Origin of the sequence: Halomonas sp. JB37 (genome assembly GCF_002332255.1) — a bacterium.
Lineage (GTDB): Bacteria > Pseudomonadota > Gammaproteobacteria > Pseudomonadales > Halomonadaceae > Vreelandella > Vreelandella casei.
In genome coordinates, this window is record NZ_NRGW01000001.1 from 898,969 (window position 1) to 918,881 (window position 19,913).

19 protein-coding genes and 1 pseudogene are annotated in these 19,913 nt (G+C 54.2%); 7 read left to right on the plus strand and 13 right to left on the minus strand.

The features are described from left to right. Positions 1–6: 6 nt before the first annotated feature. From madL to CIK78_RS04330, 4 genes are all read right to left on the minus strand, one after another. The gene (madL, locus tag CIK78_RS04315) at positions 7–447 is read right to left on the minus strand and encodes a malonate transporter subunit MadL (protein WP_096277559.1); all 441 of its coding nucleotides are present in this window, start codon (positions 445–447) and stop codon (positions 7–9) included. Between the two features lie 123 nt (positions 448–570). Further along, positions 571–2,112 carry a malonyl-CoA synthase gene (locus CIK78_RS04320; protein ID WP_096277561.1) on the minus strand — a complete coding sequence of 514 codons (1,542 nt, stop codon included), beginning with the start codon at positions 2,110–2,112 and terminating at the stop codon, positions 571–573. A 27-nt stretch (positions 2,113–2,139) separates the two neighbouring features. After that, a complete protein-coding gene (locus tag CIK78_RS04325; RefSeq protein WP_176483427.1) occupies positions 2,140–3,447 on the minus strand; it encodes a malonyl-CoA decarboxylase in 1,308 nt (435 codons plus the stop codon). A gap of 394 nt (positions 3,448–3,841) precedes the next feature. After that, positions 3,842–4,603, minus strand: coding sequence for an SDR family NAD(P)-dependent oxidoreductase (locus tag CIK78_RS04330; RefSeq protein WP_096277563.1), 762 nt, complete (start codon positions 4,601–4,603; stop codon positions 3,842–3,844). A gap of 164 nt (positions 4,604–4,767) precedes the next feature. Between CIK78_RS04330 and CIK78_RS04335 the strand changes: the two genes are divergently transcribed. Both CIK78_RS04335 and CIK78_RS04340 read left to right on the plus strand, forming a co-directional pair. Further along, positions 4,768–5,061, plus strand: a complete 294-nt coding sequence (locus CIK78_RS04335) for a hypothetical protein (RefSeq protein ID WP_096282258.1) — start codon at positions 4,768–4,770, stop codon at positions 5,059–5,061. A gap of 174 nt (positions 5,062–5,235) precedes the next feature. Further along, positions 5,236–5,763: an HPP family protein gene (locus tag CIK78_RS04340; protein WP_096277565.1), complete on the plus strand. Its 528-nt coding sequence runs from the start codon at positions 5,236–5,238 to the stop codon at positions 5,761–5,763. A gap of 2 nt (positions 5,764–5,765) precedes the next feature. Here CIK78_RS04340 and CIK78_RS04345 read toward each other — a convergent pair whose 3' ends face one another. Continuing rightward, a complete protein-coding gene (locus CIK78_RS04345) occupies positions 5,766–6,338 on the minus strand; it encodes a gamma-glutamylcyclotransferase (RefSeq protein ID WP_096277567.1) in 573 nt (190 codons plus the stop codon). Between the two features lie 130 nt (positions 6,339–6,468). On the opposite strand from CIK78_RS04345, the gene CIK78_RS04350 reads away from it, so the two are divergent. Both CIK78_RS04350 and CIK78_RS04355 read left to right on the plus strand, forming a co-directional pair. Next, on the plus strand, positions 6,469–7,332 hold the full coding sequence (locus CIK78_RS04350; RefSeq protein WP_096277569.1) for a CbiX/SirB N-terminal domain-containing protein: 864 nt from the start codon (positions 6,469–6,471) through the stop codon (positions 7,330–7,332). Positions 7,333–7,430: 98 nt separating this feature from the next. After that, entirely contained in the window at positions 7,431–9,020 is a 1,590-nt protein-coding gene (locus CIK78_RS04355) for an ABC-F family ATPase (RefSeq protein WP_096277571.1), read from the plus strand. Positions 9,021–9,114: 94 nt separating this feature from the next. Here the strand turns inward: CIK78_RS04355 and CIK78_RS04360 are convergent, their stop codons facing one another. The 4 genes from CIK78_RS04360 to CIK78_RS04375 all read right to left on the minus strand — a co-directional run bounded on the left by CIK78_RS04360 (position 9,115) and on the right by CIK78_RS04375 (position 12,867). Then, the gene (locus CIK78_RS04360) at positions 9,115–9,582 is read right to left on the minus strand and encodes a TspO/MBR family protein (protein ID WP_096277573.1); all 468 of its coding nucleotides are present in this window, start codon (positions 9,580–9,582) and stop codon (positions 9,115–9,117) included. A 129-nt stretch (positions 9,583–9,711) separates the two neighbouring features. Further along, the gene (locus tag CIK78_RS04365) at positions 9,712–10,830 is read right to left on the minus strand and encodes an alkene reductase (protein WP_096277575.1); all 1,119 of its coding nucleotides are present in this window, start codon (positions 10,828–10,830) and stop codon (positions 9,712–9,714) included. 112 nt (positions 10,831–10,942) lie between these two features. Then, the gene (locus tag CIK78_RS04370; protein WP_096277577.1) at positions 10,943–12,340 is read right to left on the minus strand and encodes a TIGR00366 family protein; all 1,398 of its coding nucleotides are present in this window, start codon (positions 12,338–12,340) and stop codon (positions 10,943–10,945) included. Positions 12,341–12,495: 155 nt separating this feature from the next. Then, positions 12,496–12,867, minus strand: a complete 372-nt coding sequence (locus tag CIK78_RS04375) for a hypothetical protein (RefSeq protein WP_096277580.1) — start codon at positions 12,865–12,867, stop codon at positions 12,496–12,498. A gap of 292 nt (positions 12,868–13,159) precedes the next feature. Here CIK78_RS04375 and CIK78_RS04380 point away from each other — a divergent pair, with 292 nt between their 5' ends. Beyond that, entirely contained in the window at positions 13,160–13,636 is a 477-nt protein-coding gene (locus CIK78_RS04380) for an NYN domain-containing protein (RefSeq protein ID WP_096277582.1), read from the plus strand. 173 nt (positions 13,637–13,809) lie between these two features. Continuing rightward, positions 13,810–14,001 (plus strand): annotated as a pseudogene (locus CIK78_RS04385) (helix-turn-helix domain-containing protein); the annotation flags it as partial. Between the two features lie 35 nt (positions 14,002–14,036). On the opposite strand, the gene CIK78_RS04390 reads toward CIK78_RS04385, so the two are convergent. The 4 genes from CIK78_RS04390 to CIK78_RS04405 all read right to left on the minus strand — a co-directional run bounded on the left by CIK78_RS04390 (position 14,037) and on the right by CIK78_RS04405 (position 18,219). Further along, positions 14,037–15,218, minus strand: coding sequence for a Xaa-Pro peptidase family protein (locus tag CIK78_RS04390; protein WP_096277584.1), 1,182 nt, complete (start codon positions 15,216–15,218; stop codon positions 14,037–14,039). A 69-nt stretch (positions 15,219–15,287) separates the two neighbouring features. Beyond that, positions 15,288–16,028, minus strand: coding sequence for a sulfite exporter TauE/SafE family protein (locus CIK78_RS04395; protein WP_096277586.1), 741 nt, complete (start codon positions 16,026–16,028; stop codon positions 15,288–15,290). A gap of 11 nt (positions 16,029–16,039) precedes the next feature. Then, the gene (locus CIK78_RS04400; RefSeq protein WP_176483361.1) at positions 16,040–16,720 is read right to left on the minus strand and encodes a lysozyme-like domain containing protein; all 681 of its coding nucleotides are present in this window, start codon (positions 16,718–16,720) and stop codon (positions 16,040–16,042) included. Positions 16,721–16,800: 80 nt separating this feature from the next. Beyond that, on the minus strand, positions 16,801–18,219 hold the full coding sequence (locus tag CIK78_RS04405; RefSeq protein ID WP_096277588.1) for a PLP-dependent aminotransferase family protein: 1,419 nt from the start codon (positions 18,217–18,219) through the stop codon (positions 16,801–16,803). A 275-nt stretch (positions 18,220–18,494) separates the two neighbouring features. Between CIK78_RS04405 and CIK78_RS04410 the strand changes: the two genes are divergently transcribed. Continuing rightward, entirely contained in the window at positions 18,495–19,910 is a 1,416-nt protein-coding gene (locus CIK78_RS04410) for an APC family permease (RefSeq protein WP_096277590.1), read from the plus strand. The last annotated feature ends 3 nt before the right edge of the window (positions 19,911–19,913 follow it).

Genomic DNA, 19,913 nt, shown 5'->3' on the forward strand with positions numbered 1-19,913 from the left:
CTCTTTTTAGCGCGTAGGGCGTGAGTGGCTGCTCGCCACGGAGCGAGCGGATAGCGGATCCTGCGCGGTCGAAGGCGCTTCTGATGAAGGCTTTTTCTTGCTTGAACGACCAAAAAGAGGAATCAAGGCAAAGCTAGCGCCAACGGCAACAAGGCTTGCGAACAGTGCAATCAGGCCGCCATCAATGGCTGCCGCGACGTTCTGGCTGGCCGCCATGGCGACCACAATGGGGATATACATACCGTTCCAAAACGTAATGCCACTCTCGGTGCTGGCCGGCAGTTTCTTCTTGTCACTAAGGTAGCCGCCGATAAAAATGAGCAGCAGCATCGCAATACCTACGCCACCGACATTAGAGTCGATATCCAGCAGCATGCCGAGCACATCTCCGGCCCATAGGCCAACCAACATACACCCTGCGAGGAGGGCAACTCCGTAGATCACCATAGTTAACTTCCTGTTTTATGTTTATTTTGAGTGGCGTTGCATAGGCTTTTGCTACATAGGTTTTAGCCGCAGGGGTTATCTCCCGGTTTCCCTCTGCGGCGTAGGAAAGTATTTAGGATAGTATTAAGCGTTGGCAGCGGTCTGTTTTGATGCAAAGGTATCGGCGAAAGTATCGCGCAGCTGGTTTTTTTGTACCTTGCCCATCACATTGCGAGGCAGGGCGGGCGCAAAGAAGACCTGCTTAGGCTGTTTATAACGCGCCAACTGATCGCTCAGGGCCGCCAGTATGCTTGCTTCGCTGACCTCGCCTTGCGCTTCGCGAACTACAACGGCGATAACGCCTTCACCCAGGTCTGCATGCGGTACACCGACCACCGCCGACTCTGAAACACCTGAGAGATCGTCGATCAAGAGCTCGATTTCTTTCGGGTAGACGTTGTAACCGCCTGAGATAACTAAGTCTTTGTCCCGGCCAACGATGTTCAGATAACCGTGCTCGTCGATGCAGCCCAAATCGCCGGTAATGAAGAAGCCGTCGTCACGAAACTCAGCCTGGGTCTTCTCAGGCATACGCCAGTAGCCCTGAAAAACATTGGGGCCGCGTAGTTCGACCATGCCCGTTTCCCCTTGAGGGAGTGAGGCACCGCTTTCACGGTCAGCAATACGTATTTCCACGCCCGATAGCGGCATGCCTACTGTGCCTGGGCGGCGTTTGCCCTGGTAAGGGTTGGACGTGTTCATATTGGTTTCTGTCATGCCGTATCGCTCAAGAATGGCATGACCGGTGCGTTGCTCGAAGGCTTCGTGAGTTTCCGCCAGTAAAGGCGCCGAGCCTGAGATGAACAAACGCATGTTGCTGACCACTTCACGGCTGAGACGTGGCGATTGCAGCAGCCGGCTATAGAACGTCGGCACGCCCATTAACACGGTGGCGCGTGGCATTAAGTCAATCAGTTGATCGACATCCAGCTTGGGCAGGAATGTCATGGAAGCGCCGTTAAGCAGGGTGATATTGCAGGCGACGAACAGGCCGTGGGTATGGAAAATGGGCAGGGCGTGGATAAGATGGTCGTGCTCGCTATACTGCCAGGCTTGGGTCAAGGCCTGGCTGTTGGATGCCAAGTTGGTGTGGCTGAGCATCGCACCCTTAGAGCGGCCGGTCGTGCCTGACGTATAAAGGATAGCCGCAAGATCATCGCCAGCCACCTCACAAACCTCCTGCGTTTGTGTTGCTGTTGCCACCTTCTCCATGAAGCTGCCGTCAGCATGCGTTCCCAGGCTTTCAATGTGCGTGACGCCGCACTGCTCGGCGGTCACACGAATTGTATCGTGATCCTGTGGGCGGCAGATAAAGACATGGGGCTCAGCGTCGCTGAGAAAATAGTGAATTTCGTTATCGGTATAGGCGGTATTGAGCGGAAGGTAAACAGCACCAACTTGCAGGCATGCTAAATAAAACATGACGATTTCAGGGCTTTTGTCGACCTGTATCGCAATCCGGTCGCCGGGCGTAATGCCTAAGGAAATCAGTACGCTTGCCATGCGGCGGCTGGAGGCAAGCACATCAGCGTAACGGTAGTCAGTGCTTTCCTGGGTATGCATGAGCACTTTGTCGGGCTGGCGCTCGAAATGGGGGTAAAACTGTAAATAAAGGTTGTCGCTCATGGGGACTCCTTCTTGTTGTCGTTACGCTCAGGCGCTGGGCTCTAAGCTCAATGGTTGTTTGGCTTGGCTGGCCAAGCGCCGAATGTCGCTAGTACATACCACGCTGTAGTCGCGGCTGAAGGTCTCGTGATTATGTTCGATACGGTCTAATTGATAGAGATAGTTGACCATCAGGCCCTTCGATTGCTGCAAGCCTTTTGCGGACATATCTGCTTGAAAATTAATACGATGTAAGCTTGCGCCATTGCCAAGGTGGAAACGTGCAACGGGATCTAGCGGCTGACCACTGCGATGTTTGGCGTTAACTAAATACGTGGCGGCAAGGCGCGACAATTCTTTCTGAGTGCCGCTATCGGGCGTAGGTTCCTCGCCAGACTGCGGGCTTTCCAGCTGCTGATCCAACCAGGCTGAGAAGCCAGGAATTGGCGACAGCGTGACAAAGTTCTTTAATTGAGGCAGTTGCCGGCTGAGTTCTTGGACCACCTGCTTAATCAGGAAGTTGCCGAAAGAGACGCCTTTAAGGCCCGCTTGGCAGTTGCTGATGCTGTAAAAAACCGCTGTATCCACCTCGTCTAGCGGCACCTCCTCGCCGTGTTCGAGTATTTTTTGCACGTTGCCAGGAATGCCGCGGCACAGTGCTACTTCAACGAATATCAGCGGCTCATCGCCGGTAGCGGGGTGGAAAAAGGCGTAGCAGTGGCGGTCTTCGGGGTCTAAGCGGCGGCGCAGGTCATGCCAGTCACCAATCTCATGCACGGCCTCGTACCGAATCAGCTTCTCCAGAACGGCTGCCGGTGTATTCCAATCGATACTTTCTAGTACTAAGAAGCCACGGTTAAACCAAGACGCAAATAGATGAGCAAAGTCTGCGTCTAAGGCTGAAAGCTCAGGGTTCTGCTTGAGTCGTTTAAGCAAGTCCGCACGCATGTGAACCAGCTCAAAGGTGCCGCCAGGACATAGGTTCAGGCGTCGTAGTAAATCCTGCCGGCGTGGCTCGCAGGCATTAAAGAGGCGCTCCAGCGCAGCGTTATCTTGATGCTCGCAATAAAGCTGGTAAGCGGCATGAATAGGAGCAGGATCAGCTGAATAATCGTCGGCTAGCAGCGTGAAAAAGGCCAGCTTCTCCTCATCGTTTAAGCGTCGATAGTGCTCCAATGCCCGCTGGGCGGTCAGAATTTGCGAGGCCTCACCGCCGCGATGCATCAGCGTATCGCAAGCTGATATCAGGTTTTGCAAAGAACTGGCGCCCTTGTCCAGCGTGCCGAACAGACTGCTTCGGCCTCGGGTGCGCATGCTAATGTTGGAAAGCAGGTCCTGTAAAAACGACATGTTCATATTCATGCGCCAACCTCGACATTAAAAACGGTGATTCCAATAAAATGATTAATAAATTTATCATTCGCAATTGATATATATAACAGATAGCCTCTTGAAATATATTAGTCAAGGCGGACACCCCCGACCTTTGGCCAAGGCGCACGCATTCGGCCCATTTTTTAAGCGACTGGTTTTAAGTGACTGATTTTAAGTGACTGATTTTAAGTGACTAGCTTTAAGAGCTAGTTTTAGAGATTAACTAAATGGGACGCGCATGTTTGAAGATGACGGCGCTAGATGCAGGGAAGGGCGGGGCGAAAAGCGGGGCCAGAGAGACGCTAGGCGACCATGCCATGGCTTATCGTAAGCAATGACGTGGTCGCGTGGATAACGCTGCGGTAGCGAGGGCTAACTATTTAGGATCGCGATCAATCGCAAAGGGTGACCATGCTTGGCGTACCGACATAATTTCAAGGCGGTTTATATTGATGTGCGCAGGCAAGGTTGCCAGATAGAAAAGCTGCTCGGCAATGTCCTCTGCCTGGAGTGGCGTGGTGCCTTGATAAAGCGCGTCGGAGGCCGCTTGATTGCCTTTCGTCCTTACCAGCGTGAACTCAGTTTCGGCCATGCCGGGGGCAAGGTCGGTGACGCGCACGCCCGTACCCAGCAGGTCACAGCGCAGGTTGTAGCTGAACTGTTGGACAAAGGCTTTGGATGCCCCATACACATGACCACCAGGGTAGGGCCACTGCCCCGCGACTGAGCCTAGGTTCAAAATGCTCGCACCAGCTCCGGTTTTAAGCAGTAACGGCATCGCTGCGTGAGTCACGTTGACCAACCCTGTGATATTGGTGTCGATCATGGTGTGCCAATCTTGCAAATCCACCTTTTGCGCCGGTTCTGGCGCTAGCGCTAGCCCCGCATTGTTAATTAAACAGGTGAGCGGCAAAAAACTTTCTGGCAGATTGCTAATGGCGTCGGTCACCGCGGCGCTGTCGCGTACGTCGAGTGTCAGCGTTAGCACGGGCACGTGCTCAGAAAGCTCTTTCTCAAGTGCTTTTAGGCGCTCTTCTCGGCGTCCCGTGAGAATCAGCGACCAGCCTGCTTTAGCAAAGCGCTGGGCGGCGGCTTTACCAAAGCCGGAAGTAGCACCGGTGATGAGTACACTAGGCATTTTTATATCTCCATGTTACTTAACGCATTAAAAAGCGAAGGTGGCGATCTTTCACTGTATTTGTGTTGAGCCTTATGATGCTCTTTTGCCTGCGCTAGCATTTTAGCTGACAATGCCATGCTTATCCTTCTCAGCCTTGGGTATTATCAATGCAAGCAAACGCGATGCAGGCAAACGGCTTTTTTGACGAAATAGGTGAAACCATCGGCGAAGCAATCCGCGTGGTGGTTGAGTTCCTACTAGGCATTTTCACTAACTTCTTTGGTGCCTTCGGCGATTTTATTGATGGCCTCACCCGGTCTCTAGGTATCAATGATTCGTTTTTCAGCATTGCTGTGTTGATCGTCGGGCTATTGATCCTATGGGGTGGGCTGCGGGCATTTTTACGTGGCTCACTGATAGGCGGCATTGTGCGCACTTTACTGGGATTATTTATCCTCTCGTGGTTGATGATGTAATCCGAATTGCGGACTTGGGGTTTAAGTAAGCTTGCTAAGTATTTGTGTGGAAAGCGTTAATTCGCACTGACGGTAAGCGCCTGAACTTCATTCATAACGCTATGATCAATTGTCATTTGCCTATTTGGTGCAATTTGCCATTATGTCGCACTTATTTTGTGCAAAGCGGTGGCGATGAAAACTTATCTGGGCAAGATGCGGGGGCAACGAAGAAAACGCGCCCGAGTGGGCTGGCAGGATGCGCTTTGGTCATGGATCGGAGCCTTTACCGGTATGGCGGTCATTTGCTGGCTTAGCTCGGCTTGGCTATCGCAGCAACTGCTAATCGTGGGCTCCTTTGGGGCAACGTCAGTGCTGATTTATGCAGCGCCTGAAAGCCCTTTTGCGCAGCCAAGCCACGTCCTATTTGGCAGTATGTTGTCGGCAGGTATTGGCGTTGCGTGCTATCAACTGCTGGGTACTTCTCCGCTTTCCATGTCGCTGGCCGTATCGCTATCGGTGCTTGGCATGCAGTTAACGCACACGGTCCACCCGCCAGGAGCGGCAGCGGCATTGATTGCTGTGGCGGGAGGTGCGAGCGTTCATCAATTGGGCTGGTGGTACCCGCTATTGCCGATTGGAGCGGGTAGCGTACTGATGCTGATCATCGCGATATTAGTCAATAATCTTGCCCGGCATCGCCGCTATCCAAACTACTGGTAGCGTTAAAGAATCCTCAGCTGATGTTCTAAAGCAAAGATATGGTCGTCTTCGGCGCCCAGTTCACGTAGAGCGGTTGCAAGGTTTAGTAAGTACTCTTTATTAGCGCCGCTGGGCCCGTGTGCATTAGCAATTTGCTGGGCAATATCGGTAAGCGGTGCTTCACCTAGAAAGGCCGGATTATCGTCGCTGGCTAAATAAATAAGCCCTTCGCTTTGTTCTGTTCCATTGCCCTGCTTATCGACAAACGTCAGCGGCACTTTCTCCCGCAGGTATCCGTTTTTCTCCCTTACATCCAGGGGCGCCAAAACTTCAGGCGTAATGCGGTAGGCCATGCCGTGGCAAATCGCATTCTTGGCGCGTATCAGCGTCGCCACCCGCCCTGGCGTTTCAGGGGTGCCACGGTGATCATGGGAGCCCTGCCAAAACCGCCGCTCCCAGCCGGTGATAAACGCCGGGCGGCGCTCTAAATAGGCAAAGTCCGCCTTCCAGATCAGCGAACCATAGCCAAATAGCCAAATCTCGGCATGGCCATCGAAGAAATTTCTTTGCTGGTTAAGCGCAGTGGTATCAAGCATCGGTATTAGGCAACGTTTTTAAGTCACATTTTTCAAGTAACATGGTGGGCAGCTATGGTGTAAAACCACCATCTTAACATGTCATGGATGATCACCCACTTGATCGTCAAGACCCCAACATGAGGCTGCCATGCGCGCGATTTTTTTGGTCGATAACGGCTCGCTACGAGCGCAGGCAACGCTGAATTTACGTGGCGTGGCGGCGTCGCTTAGTGAGCTTATGGGTGAAACCGTACAGGCTGCTTCGCTGCTGCACTCCAATAAGATTCCCGTGGAAGCCGTTGATGGCATTCCTGCCACGACGCTTGGCCCCGCCGCTGAGCGCAGCGCCGAGCAGGGGGCAACGGAGATTATCGTTTTGCCGTTTTTTTTCGGTCCGAGTAAAGCTCTCACCGGCTACCTGCCTGAACGCATGGCTACACTACAGGCGCGCTTTCCGCACGTTAAGATACGTGTGGCCCAGCCGCTGGTCGATGAGCGAGGCGATAATGATCTGCGCCTAGCTCATTTACTGGCTGATAACGTGCGCGAAAAGTACCCGACCGGCACTGCGCCTCGCGTGGCCTTGGTCGATCACGGCAGCCCGATCCCTGAGGTCACCGCTGTACGTAATCGCTTAGCGGGGCAGCTTAGCGTGCTGCTGGGCGATGATGTCACTAGCGTTACCGCTGCTTCTATGGAGCGCCGTGAGGGTGAAGAGTACCGATTTAACGAGCCACTGCTGGAAAGCCTGTTGGACTCGCCTGAATTCAGTGTAGGCCCGGTTATTTTAGCCATGCTGTTTCTTTCACCAGGCCGCCATGCAGGTGAGGGTGGTGACATTGCTGAGATTTACACAGCGGCCCAGCAGCGAAATCCACACTTAGAGATCAGCGTGACTCGGCTTGTGGGGGAGCATCCTGGCATTGTCGATATTTTGATCACTCGATTGCGCCAAGCGATTGATGATGAACGCTTTCTGCTCGATATTCTGGCAATTGCCGGAAACCACTAACGGATGGTGGATGAATACGCGCCCAAGAGCGCGTAGAATCGCGAGCCTTTCGTATAGTAAAACTGTCATTACAGGTATGCTAACCAGGGCTTTTTTTTGTGATCGCAACCGCCAATATCACCATGCAGTTTGGGGCTAAGCCCCTGTTTGAAAATGTTTCCGTTAAATTCAATAACGGCAACCGTTACGGCCTGATTGGCGCAAACGGCTGCGGAAAATCCACCTTTATGAAAATTTTAGGTGGTGATTTGGAGCCCTCTTCCGGCCAGGTGATGCTGGATAGCAGCACACGGCTAGGTAAACTGCGCCAGGATCAGTTCGCGTTTGAGAACGAGCGTGTGATCGATACCGTGATCATGGGCAACGTTGAGCTGTGGTCAATAGCCGCTGAACGTGAGCGTATTTATAGCTTGCCAGAAATGAGCGAAGAAGACGGCATGGCCGTCGCTGACCTTGAAGTACGCTTTGCTGAGTTGGACGGCTATACCGCCGAGCCGCGCGCTGGCGAACTGCTGCTGGGTTTGGGTATTCCTATTGAACAGCATACTGGCCCGATGAGTGAAGTCTCACCCGGCTGGAAACTGCGCGTGTTGCTGGCCCAGGCGCTGTTCTCTGATCCTGATGTGTTACTGCTGGATGAGCCTACCAACCACCTGGATATCAACACGATCCGCTGGTTGGAAGATATGCTTAAAGCGCGCAACAGCACCATGATCATCATTTCTCACGACCGCCACTTTCTGAATAGCGTATGCACGCACATGGCGGATCTGGACTACGGCGAGATTACCCTGTTCCCCGGTAATTATGATGATTACATGACCGCTGCTACCGCCGTTCGCGAGCGTCAGCACTCGGATAATGCCAAGAAAAAAGCGCAAATTGCTGAGCTGCAGCAGTTTGTTAGCCGTTTCTCTGCCAACGCCTCGAAAGCCAAGCAGGCCACATCGCGTGCGCGTCAAATCGATAAAATCAAACTCGAAGACATTAAGCCTTCCAGCCGCGTTAGTCCGTTTATCCGTTTTGATCAGGCCAAAAAAATTCACCGTAACGCCGTGAATGTGGATGCGATTACCAAAGCCTACGATGGCAACGCGCCGCTGTTTAAGCGCTTATCCATGACGGTTGAAGCCGGTGAGCGTATTGCCATTATCGGACCTAATGGTATCGGCAAAACCACGCTGCTTAAAACGCTGGCCGGCGAGTTGCACCCGGATGCTGGTGAGGTGAAATGGACGGAAGCGGCGGATGTGGGTGTTTTTGCCCAGGATCATGGCGATGATTTCGCTGTCGACGCTACGTTGTTTGAGTGGATGTCTAGCTGGACCAATGGTGGTGAGCAAGTGGTTCGCGGCGCACTAGGGCGGATGCTGTTTTCCAGCGACGATATCGGCAAGTCGGTGAAGGTGATTTCCGGTGGTGAGCAGGGCCGTATGCTGTTTGGTAAGTTAATCCTTACTCAGCCCAACGTAATGCTGATGGATGAACCGACTAACCACCTGGATATGGAGTCTATCGAAGCGTTAAACCTAGCGTTGGAAAACTACCCCGGTACACTTATGTTTGTGAGCCACGATCGCGAGTTTGTGTCATCGCTGGCCACGCGCATTATTGATATGCAGCCAGAAGGCATTGTCGATTTCAGCGGCAGCTATGACGACTACCTGCGCAGCCAGGGCGTTGTTTAAGGGACAACACGCTGATTAAGTAGCGTCAGTGGCGGGCACTCGATCAGCATCGAGACGCTCGCCCTGGAATATCTCGTGATATTTGCTCATTCAATTAACGTCGATTAAGCCGCCAAATAGAAGCATTGAGTGCCAGCGCAAGAGCTACCCACAGCCAGTAGGGCACCATTAGCCATGCGGCTAGGGTACTCACCTGTGAAAACACCGCAATAGCGACCGTTATCAGGCTCAGTAGCCCCACGATATCGGCAAGCGCTGCAACAATCTGCTTACGGCCAAAGAACAGCCAAGACCACGCAGCATTAACCAGTAACTGCAGTGCGTAAACGACTAAACCCGCTGTCCGCCAAGATGAGTGATCGGCCATATACAGTCGCCATGCGGCTATCGCCATCAATATATACAGTATTCCCCAGGCGATCGGGAACGCGATATCTGGCGGTGTCCAGGAAGGCTTGCTCAGTTCGCGATACCAGCTGTCAGGCCGAAAGCGTGCGCCTGTACTCGCCGTTAATCCCACCAGCGCTATCGAAATCAGTAACACAATCAGTGATTCAAGCATTTTAACGCTGCTCCTTTAGCGCAGAGAGTAATAGCCTACCAGCGTTTGAAAAGGAGTAGGCATAAAAAAAGCACCGCGTGAGCGGTGCTTTTCTCGCATAGCCTTTTAGCCGTGCGCTAAGCGCATACCTTAGCTGCGACGATCATAGCCGTTATCCATAAACGGGTAGTCGGTGTAACCCTTCTCGTCACCGCCATAGAACGTTTCATGGTTCGGCTGGGTGAGCGGTGCGTTAACGCGGAAGCGTTCCGGCAGATCAGGGTTGGCAATATACGGACGGCCAAAGGCAATGGCGTCGGTCGTATTTTCACCAATGCGAGCTTCGGCGCGTTCGGCATCGTAGTTGCCACAGTAAATCAAGCTGCCGCTAAAGCGCTCGCGCATCTGCGCACGGAAACCGTCAGGGAAGGTGATATCGCCACCGGCCCAGTTGGGTTCGTTCAGGTGCAGATAGGCAAGACCGCGCTTGGAAAGCTGCTCGGCCATGTAAAACGCCATGGCTTCTGGCTCGTCGTCGGTCAGGCCAAAGAGCTCGATAAATGGCGTCATGCGGATGCCCACCCGATCACCGCCAAATACATCAACCACTGCGTCGACGACTTCTAGCGGGAAACGGGCACGGTTTTCCAGCGAGCCGCCGTATTGGTCGGTACGCTTGTTAGAGCCGGTCGCCAGGAACTGATTCAGCAAGTAGGCGTTGGCTGCATGGACTTCGACCATATCGAAACCAGCACGCTTAGCGCGCTCAGCCGCTTGGCGGTAGTCGTCGACAATGCCCGAGATCTCATCGGTTTCCAGCGCACGCGGTGTGCTGGTGGGGTGCTGGCCCGCAGTGCCGTCTTCAAACTCGACGAAGCACTGGGCGCCTTCGCCTTTCAGCGCGCTGGGCGCAACCGGCTGCTGGCCGTCCGGTTGAACCATTTCGTGTGACACACGACCAACGTGCCATAGCTGAAGTGCAATGCGGCCGCCTTTAGCGTGCACCGCGCTGACCACACCTTTCCAACCGGCTTCTTGGGCATCAGTCCATATGCCTGGCGTATAAACATAGCCACGGGCGGTGGGAGAAATGTTGGTGGCTTCGCTGATGATCAACCCTGCGCCCGCGCGTTGGCCGTAGTAAGCTTCCTGCATCTTGCCGGGTACGCTGTCCGGGGTACGTGAACGCGTCAGCGGCGCCATGATAATGCGGTTAGGAAGAGACAGGCTGCCCAGCTGAATGGGCGTAAAGAGTGTTTCGAAAGCCATCAAATAAGCTCCTTTGGAACGCTATGATAAACAAGTAAGGCGCAGAATAGACCAGTTTACTAGTTAACGCCAATCGAATCTTTTTTGGCACTGTCTGTGCTTAATACTGTGCTTAATAGCCCACCAAGTGGCCGATGATCAGCGCAACCCACGCCAGACCGTACACCATCACCATAAAGGGCAGAATCGCTTTTAGCCACTGAGCGTATGACACGCGCCCGAGTGCCAGCATGGCCAGCGTACCGCCTGACGTAGGAATAATGAGGTTGGTTAAGCCGTCACCAATCTGAAATGCAGTGATCATCAACTGGCGGCTCATGCCAACGAGATCAGCGACAGGGATAAGAATTGGCATGGTGACTAGCGCCTGGCCGGAACCAGAAGGAATAAACAGGTTGATAACGCCCTGTACTACGCTGGCCATAATGGCAGCAAATACGGATGGAATGCCGTCGATCAACGTACTCAACGCATTAACAATGGTGTCGATAATTAATGCTTGCTCAAGAATCACCTGAATAGACGCCGCTACCCCAATCACCAGCGCTCCTGCAGTGACGCTAGCGGCACCTTCCATCAGCTGTTTAACAATGCCATTCGCAGACAGGCCGTTGATCGCCCCAATGAGGATCGCCAAAATCAGGAAAACGCCGGCAATTTCATTGATATACCAGCCGCGGGTGAAGACTCCTACCAGCATGGCGATCAAGCCACCCACAAACACGACCATCGTCAAAATGTCGCGTTTGGTCAGGCTATATTCGCTGAGCGGTTTGCTAAGCGACTCGGCATTATCAGGCTCGTCAAACTCCATGTTGACGACGCGCTTGCAGATATACAGCGAGAGCAGGCCCAGCGATGACACTACCAATAGCGTGCGCAGCCAAGCGCCTGAGAACGTCGGTAGCTCGGCGATACCTTGAGCAACGCCCACGGTATACGGGTTAATAGGCGACAGCGCAAAGCCAATGCCAATGCCCCCAACGGCCATTGCGACACCCACCAAGCTTGAGCAGCCAATCGCGCTGGCAATCAGTATGGCAATCGGCACTAGGGCAATGTTGTTTTCAAAGCCAACGGCCACGCCAAAAAAACCGTAAATAAAAGTGCCGACTACGATGATGATGTTACGGCGCTCAACGCCTACGCGGTTAACCGCTACGCCAATGGCATTCTCTAATGCACCGGTTTTTTGCAGAATATGAAAGAGCCCGCCCGCGATGAATACGATAAATAGGTAGCGCGAGGCAGCGACAAGCCCTTCAGGAATGGCCACAAAAATATTAAACAGCGGGATGTTGGCTACATTTTCCAAATAGGTAAATGAGCCGGGGACCACCATCGTTCGGCCGTTTTGCGTGACGCGCTCAAATTCGCCGGCGGGAATAATAAACGTCAGTAAATACGTCGCCACGAGGATAAGAAAGATAAGCACCATGGGATCAGGAACCGCCTGATACCATTTTTTAGGCGAGCGAGAAGCCGCTGCCGCAGCATTTTTTTCAACCATGGAAATACCCTTAATGAGATGAGTCGTAGCGTGAGCGCTCACTGGCGTCTTACTTAGCGTGACGCATGATAAATCAAGGGGGTACGGAAACGTATACTGGCCAAGTGTTGATTCCAGTTAAAAACGCATGGGATGCCAAAAATACACGGCGCTGGTTAATGGCGTTGCCAGAGCCACCGGCGTTTGGTGGGCGTATCAATATGCTGTAAGGCATTCGACAGCGACCGCCTGATAGCAGCTAACTGGCGATAGCAGACAGCGCTGCTCAGTACGCCAGGGCACTGCTTGAGTAGCAGTTCGCACTGTTGTGACGCCAGATAAAGCTGTTCCGTTGTCGACGGAGAAAATAGTGGTTGCGACTGATGGCCACAGCGTGAGAGCTCCCGCGCCAGCATGGAAAGCATGCTGGTATCCATCCAGCAGGGCAGCGGGTCTTCTAGGCGGCCAGCAATAGAGTGCTGAACTGCTTCAAAAGAGGTGCGCAAAAACATGACTGTTTGGCGAAGTTGCCGCTGCTCGCTCGTCATCTCACTGATCCCTCGCGCTTATGGCTTTCGATGGTGTTGCTGGCCGGAAAACCAATTTTAAGAAGAAAGTGTTTCTCATTTGCATTTGTGGTGACGATAGCGCTAAGCCGAGTTATTGTCAAAAGTTGTGTATATTCGCTTGAGTGGCCTCGTGTCTTACTGATCGACAAAGGGCACATTCCCCTTTGATAATCCGAGCCGAGTATTTGCATTACAGAGTTGTACCGCGAACATGGCATACGCTTGGGGCGCTAAGTGATTGCTGACTTACTTAACAGGAAAGCGCTACCTTATGCACAAAGTTGCGATATTTGTTGATACACAGAACGTCTACTACACCACGCGTGACGCGTATCGAAAAAACTTCGATTACAACAAATTCTGGGCACAGGCTACCGCTAACAGAGAGGTTGTAGCTGCGTTTTGCTATGCCATCAATAAAGGCGACAAAAAACAGCGCGAGTTCCAAAACATACTCAGAGCGATTGGTTTTGAGGTGAAGCTCAAGCCGTTTATTCAGCGTGCAGACGGCTCTGCCAAAGGTGACTGGGACGTCGGTATTACCCTCGATGCGATTGAGTACGCGGAAAAGGCCGATGTCATCGTTCTGGTCTCAGGCGACGGCGATTTTGATTTGCTCGCCCATAAAATCCGCACGGTGCATGGCAAGAAAGTGGAAGTGTATGGCGTGCCCCAGCTGACCGCCGCCTCGCTGATGAACGAGGCGAGCGAGTTTATCCCTATAGAAGGGGATCTGCTGCTGCGCTAACTGACGTTAGCGCAGGTGGCCTGCCCTAAATCCTATTAACTGACTGTTCATCTATCTATTTACCTATCTATTTATCTATGCGCTCAGCGCTTCTTTTATCATCAAGCTTGCAAGCCGAAAGAGCAATAAAGCAGCCACGCCACATATAAAAAAGGCCCTCGCGAACCCTCAAAAGATTGGAGCAGAATGGCTTTATCACGCGGACGCTCTACGCTGAAGTCCCTCCACGAGTGGAATATACTCTCACCCCGCTGGGCCATTCTTTTCTTGAGCCAATGCAACCGCTGATGGCGTGGGCCGATACGCATCACCGCACCATTGTGGCTGCGCGTCTTCGCTATCAGGCCGCTCAACGGCAGGCCTGATGCCCAGCATGAAAGTATTTGAAGTCATACTGAGGTTATTGGCTGAACAGCTGCCAGTCGTTATTGGTCAGCGGCTTGGCGCCTTGTTCGGTGACCACCACGGTGTCGCTTAACCCGACGCCCCACTGGCCGGGTACCCGCAAGCAGAGCGGCAGGTGGAACACCATATTGGCTTCAAAAGCACGCATCTGGCCTTTGGCGACATAGCCTGTGCCTTCCACCCAGCTAGGCGGGAACTGTGCCCCTACGGAATAGCCAAACACGCCGGAGAAGAAGAATTTGTCACGCTGAGGAGCGAGCAGTGCATCGGCCGCCTGCGCCGCCTGATCGAAGGTATTGCCGGGGCGCATGGTGGCACACAGCGACTCGAACAGTGAATGGCATAGATCTCTAGTCGCCGCCAGAGCAGGGCTTGCAGTGCCGGTGACGGCGGTGCGCATCATTGGCGCTGTGTAGCGTTGAAAGGCCGCCCCAAACTCTAAAAAGACGGGCTCGTTCGGCTGAATAACATGCCTTTTATGATTGACGTGAATGATGCCGATACGATGCCCGCTGGTGACAATCGGCTGCAGGCTCATAAATTCACTGCCGTTTTCCAGCAATGCCTTGGCACCCACCGCTGCGATATCGTTATCGGTCATGCCCGGGCGAATGCTTTGTACCGCGGCTTCCAACCCTAAGGCCGTTATCCGCGCGCTTTCTTGCAGCGCTTCAAGTTCAGCTGAGCTTTTCACCAGGCGGATTTCATCAAGTAGTTCGCCTGCTTCGCTAAACCTGTCACGGCCAATCGTTTGCGTAAGGGCATCAAAAACGCCAAAGCGCAGCCCTGCACCCCAGCTATCAATCCCAATGTTCTGATGCGGTGCGAGTAGATCCGCCAAGGGCGAGGTGATTTCATCCAGGTTTTCCCAGCGGTAGCCGATGATCTCATCCACCCGCGCAGTCACCACCGCCGCGCCTGTTTCAATCGAGGCGACTTGCAGTACGAGGCGTTCCTGCGTGCAGACTAAGCACGCATACACCGAGACCTCAAAGGTGTGATAGCCGGTCAGGTAGTTAATGTCGGCAGGATCGGTGAGCAGCAGTGCACCCAGTTGGCGGTGTGCCATGGCCAGGCGCACCTTCTCTAGCCGCGTTTGATATTCCGACGCTGAAAAGGGTAGCTCACTCTGCGCCAGCGTCTCGGCCAGCGCTTCGCGGTACTGGTAGTAATCCATAGCGACCTCCATCATTAGATAAGGTCAGTATAGGTCGCTATCCCATGCGTGCTTTTGAGGGCTTCAACGCTAGCGGGTGAGCAGGAATACCCCCTGAAGGAAGTAGAAAACCCCAATGCCGGTCACGATCCAGCGGGTCCAAGTGCGGAAGTTAGCATCGGTCAGGCGATGTAAAATGCGGTTGCCCGTGTGAGTGCCGAAAATAGCGAACGGCGCGGCGAGCAGAATAATACTCCATTCACCGGCGCTCAGCGCCAGGGCAGAGCCTAGGTAAAAGAGGATTTTGATACTGTGGGCGACAACTTGAATCATCGCTTTAGTGGCCACGACTTGTCGCCGATCCATGCGAGAGCGTACAAAGAAAATATCAATCAGCGGCCCCGAAACCCCTGCCGCAATCGTCAGCCCGCCGGAGGCGATACCACAGCACACCGCGTGGCTGGCACGGTTGGCGTCCAAATGGAACCAGCGCTTGGGCATCCATACCAAAATAGGCATTAAACCAATGAGCAGCGAGACAGTGGCGGCATTCGGGCTGTAGCTGAACAGCAGCAGTAAGCCTGCGGCACTCAGCACGCCCAGTGTCATTAAGGCAACAATGCGCCAGACGATAAAGCGCCGCGACAGCCACGCGCGTGAAGCATTAGCGGTGAGCTGTATGACGCCGTGCACGGCCATCGCAGTGCCTGCGGGAAAGACCAGCAGCAGAAACCACAGCAGCACCAAGCCGCCTGCCATCCCGAATACGCCAGAAAGCATTGAGGTGAAAAAAACGACAAAAACGAAGGCCGTTCCAATAGCTAATGTCATCGTTAGGCTCCTCAGCTGCGGCAGAACGGCCAGACTTGATAAAATTTGCGGCATTGGAATTCCGCTTCACAGGCGTTGAGCTGGGCCTGATAGCGATTAGCGCGTGCTGCGACCTGGCTGCCTGCGCGCAGTACTGGCGGCTTGCCGCGATAGCTGCCGCGCTGATAGCCGCCAGCGCCTTCGTGATAGGCGTAGTAAAGGTGTTCAGGATTATTGAGCGAGATGCCGGCCTGCTGCTGAGAGCGACGGTTATACCAACCAATAAAATCGGTGGCGTGTTTCATATGTGTACGCCGGGCAAACAGACTGCCCGCTTGGTCTTCATACTCTTCCCAAACCGGGTCTTGGGCCTGGGCATAGCCTTTAGCGGAAGAGGGGCGCGGGCCGGGGATAAAGCCTAGGTAGTATTTGCGGTCTGGCCGAATATGGCTGCGAAAGGACGATTCTTGCTGGATAAACGACATCTGGGTCGCGATAGGCGTTCCCCAGCGCTGTTCTGATTCCTGCGCGTAGTCGTACCAGCTAGGCTGTTCGCGGAATATCTCGCAGATGTTGCTTTGATCCTCTGGTGGGCTGGGCGCGAAGGTGGCGCAACCAGAGAGCAGCAACAAAAAGCCTAGCACCGCCCACAAGCGTAGCCTAGCAATGGCAGGTGAGGGATGAGCGATGAAACCATCAACAGGGCAGCGCATGAAAAGTCCTTGTGGATAAGTGCTGATAAAGTCGTTCTTACCAATCGGGTTGTTGTCATTAACAGGCAACACGCCAGTCCTTAGCGCAGCAGCGCCTCTAAGCAACGGCGCAGCCGCTGTGCTTCACGCACCAGGGTTTCTCCTGACAGCATGCCGACCCCCATGACCAGGCCCGAACGCAGGTCGCCTTTCGCGCATACCGGGCTTAAGGGGCGCACAATCAAGTGCTCTTTAAGCAGCGTTTGGGCAATCAGCACATCGTTGATATGCGGCTCAAACTCAAGGCATAAGCTGATAGCGCTGGTGGGTGGCGAAACGCTGCGCACCTGCGGCAGCGAGCGCAGCTGATCATGCAGTACCTGCTGGCGCCCTAAGTAGTCGCGTTGAATACGCCGACACCAGGCGTCTAAGTCACCGTCAAATATAAACTGCGCCAGTACGGCTTGATCCAGCATGCGTCCTTCGCGGAAAAGCTCGCTACGCAGGCGATTCATGGGCCCGGCTAAATGCCGCGGTACGACTAAATAGCCTAGGCGAAGGCCCGGAAACATCATCTTGGAAAATGAGCCGACCAGCAAGTGGCGTTCAGAATGCGGATCAAAGAGCAGGTTGGCGTGATCGTCACGGTTAAACTCGTAATCATCTTCAATAATATAAGCTGGCGTTAAGGCATCGCATAACCGCTGTTTGTCGATCGCGCTGGTGGGCACGCTGAGCGGGTAGTGGTGTGAACCGGTGAGATAGGCAAGCTTTACAGGGCCAGGCGACGCTGGCAGCGCGTGCCCCTGGCCGGGCTGCCACGCCAACATCTGAATCTCTAAACCTGTCGCGGTAAACACATTGCGCGCGCCCCAATAGCAGGGCGATTCCATGGCAACGGTGTCGCCCACATCGGCCAGCGCCATGGCGCAGAGCTCGATGCCGTTATGGGTGCCGTCGGTAATAATGATCTGCTCTATGTCGCAGCTAAGATTGCGCCAGCGGGCTAGGAAATCGCGTATCGCACGTTTTAGCGGGCCATAGCCACCGGTGGAGTAGGACAGCAGCAGGGCATTTTGCGGCACCGTTACGCTTGAGTAGAGCTGTCGCCACTTACGCATCGGAAACTGCGCAATGTCGGGTATGCCGGGTACAAACGCGCCGCTTTGAATCATGCTGGCGCCGGGGCCATCCAACACTCGCCTGGCTCGTACAGAAAGCGGTGTATTGCCAGCGGGCGACGCGCTTGCCGTAACGGGCCTGCAGGTCCAGGTGCCTTGCCCATGGGCAGTTTTAAGCAGTGCTTCCTCAAGCAGCGTGCGCACCGCCAGCGCCAGCGTTTGACGGGAAACGCCGAGAGCCTCCGCTAGCTGGCGATGGGAGGGCAGTCGCAGCCCAGAAGGCCATTGCTGAGTAATGGCTTGGCGTAACGCCTGCTCAATACGCACTTGCTTACTTAACCGCTCGGGTTGGAGTGCATAAAGTTGTTCAAGCTGGTGCACGACCTGCCTTCGATCCATGTCAACGCCTCCTTTTCCCCGCTTAGCCCGCTATCGCCGGGTGTTTAGACGAAAGCATTAGCTATATTGCGCACTCTTTTGGTGCGCAAAAGAAGTGGTCTAGTCGAACACAAAAGTGGTGCGTTCGCCTTTTCCTCGCTGCCTGCTAGCGTGTTGCTATTCTGTTAGACAGGCCCTTTGAAAACAGGATTAGGACACTGCGCTCCCGAGCGCCCACGACAACATCCAATAACCTATTCCAATAACCCACTCCAATAATTCACAGGACACTGACAATGACCACACCTTCATCAGAGCAGGACGGCTTAGTCCGAGTACTGGCCCGTGGCGATGTGTTAGCGCTGGCCTTCGGTGCGATGATCGGCTGGGGCTGGATTGTACTTACCGGCACCGCTATTCAATCCGCTGGCAGCCTAGGCGCCATTATAGCCTTTATTATCGGCGGTTTAGCGATTGTATTGGTCGGACTGACCTACGCTGAACTGGCCGCTGCGATGCCCAAAGTAGGTGGCGAGCACGTCTACAGCTACCGCGCCTTAGGTCACTTGCCCTCTTTCTTATGTACCTGGGCGATTATTTTAGGCTACTTAAGCGTGGTGGCCTTCGAAGCTGTCGCGTTACCCACAGTGATCGAACACCTGGCGCCCAACTACGCCGTCGGTCACCTGTGGACGATTGCCGGATGGGAAGTGAAAGCCACCTGGGTAGCGGTAGGCGTCGGCGGTTCGCTGGCCATGATGGTGATTAACTACTTCGGCGTCACCACGGCTGCGCTGCTGCAAAAGGTCGTCACCGGGTTGATTCTGTTAGTGGGCGTGATGTTTGTGACCGGTTCGCTGTTCGAAGGCGAAACCATCAATATGATGCCGTTGTTCACCCAGGCCGATACCGGTGTGGTGGCAGGCATTGTGGCGGTGCTGGTCATGGTGCCGTTCCTGTTCGTTGGCTTTGACGTCATCCCCCAGGCGGCGGAAGAGATTAACTTGCCCTACAACGCCATCGGCAAAGTGCTGATGATGTCGGTGATTCTGGCGGTGGTGTGGTACGCGCTGATCATTCTGGCCACCAGCCTAGCGCTCGATAGCACCGAGTTGGCGGCGAGTTCACTGAGCGTGCCGGATGCCATGGGCAGCCTGTTCAACGCCGCGTGGGCCAGCAACTTAATGGTCATGGCAGGTATTGCGGGCATCATTACCAGCTGGAACGCCTTCTACATTGGCGGCTCGCGGGCGATCTACGCCCTGGCTAAAGCGGGCATGCTGCCTGCGACGTTTGCCAAGCTGCACCCGCGTTACAGAACGCCGACCAACGCCATCTTTATGATGGGCTTTCTCTCCTGCTTAGCCCCCTTCTTTGGCCGCCCGGCGCTGGTCTGGATCGTAAACGCCGGTGGCTTAGGCATTGTGATTGCCTATCTGTTTGTGGCGATCTCCTTCATGGTCTTACGCGTCCGTGAGCCGGATATGCCGCGCCCGTTCAAGGTCAGTAACGGCAAACTGTGCGGCACCTTAGCGGTCATTCTTTCCTTCGGTATGGCATGCCTCTACCTACCCGGTAGCCCGGCAGCGTTGAGCGGTGCTGAATGGACCATCTTTGCCGGTTGGGCAGCGCTAGGCATCGTGCTGTATATCCATGCCTTGCGCACCTACGGCCGTGATTACAGCGACCGCCATATGAAGATGGATCTGTAAGCC

Bases quoted from the DNA above. Each gene is read 5' to 3' on its own strand.
- CIK78_RS04360 (WP_096277573.1), bottom strand. From the start codon at position 9,582: ATGCTTGAATCACTGATTGTGTTACTGATTTCGATAGCGCTGGTGGGA.
- CIK78_RS04335 (WP_096282258.1), top strand. From the start codon at position 4,768: ATGCAGGCAAACGGCTTTTTTGACGAAATAGGTGAAACCATCGGCGAA.
- CIK78_RS04380 (WP_096277582.1), top strand. From the start codon at position 13,160: ATGCACAAAGTTGCGATATTTGTTGATACACAGAACGTCTACTACACC.
- CIK78_RS04390 (WP_096277584.1), bottom strand. From the start codon at position 15,218: ATGGATTACTACCAGTACCGCGAAGCGCTGGCCGAGACGCTGGCGCAG.
- CIK78_RS04365 (WP_096277575.1), bottom strand. From the start codon at position 10,830: ATGGCTTTCGAAACACTCTTTACGCCCATTCAGCTGGGCAGCCTGTCT.
- CIK78_RS04405 (WP_096277588.1), bottom strand. From the start codon at position 18,219: ATGGATCGAAGGCAGGTCGTGCACCAGCTTGAACAACTTTATGCACTC.
- CIK78_RS04320 (WP_096277561.1), bottom strand. From the start codon at position 2,112: ATGAGCGACAACCTTTATTTACAGTTTTACCCCCATTTCGAGCGCCAG.
- CIK78_RS04350 (WP_096277569.1), top strand. From the start codon at position 6,469: ATGCGCGCGATTTTTTTGGTCGATAACGGCTCGCTACGAGCGCAGGCA.
- CIK78_RS04325 (WP_176483427.1), bottom strand. From the start codon at position 3,447: ATGAACATGTCGTTTTTACAGGACCTGCTTTCCAACATTAGCATGCGC.
- CIK78_RS04395 (WP_096277586.1), bottom strand. From the start codon at position 16,028: ATGACATTAGCTATTGGAACGGCCTTCGTTTTTGTCGTTTTTTTCACC.
- CIK78_RS04410 (WP_096277590.1), top strand. From the start codon at position 18,495: ATGACCACACCTTCATCAGAGCAGGACGGCTTAGTCCGAGTACTGGCC.
- CIK78_RS04370 (WP_096277577.1), bottom strand. From the start codon at position 12,340: ATGGTTGAAAAAAATGCTGCGGCAGCGGCTTCTCGCTCGCCTAAAAAA.
- CIK78_RS04345 (WP_096277567.1), bottom strand. From the start codon at position 6,338: ATGCTTGATACCACTGCGCTTAACCAGCAAAGAAATTTCTTCGATGGC.
- CIK78_RS04340 (WP_096277565.1), top strand. From the start codon at position 5,236: ATGAAAACTTATCTGGGCAAGATGCGGGGGCAACGAAGAAAACGCGCC.
- CIK78_RS04330 (WP_096277563.1), bottom strand. From the start codon at position 4,603: ATGCCTAGTGTACTCATCACCGGTGCTACTTCCGGCTTTGGTAAAGCC.
- CIK78_RS04400 (WP_176483361.1), bottom strand. From the start codon at position 16,720: ATGCGCTGCCCTGTTGATGGTTTCATCGCTCATCCCTCACCTGCCATT.
- CIK78_RS04375 (WP_096277580.1), bottom strand. From the start codon at position 12,867: ATGACGAGCGAGCAGCGGCAACTTCGCCAAACAGTCATGTTTTTGCGC.
- madL (WP_096277559.1), bottom strand. From the start codon at position 447: ATGGTGATCTACGGAGTTGCCCTCCTCGCAGGGTGTATGTTGGTTGGC.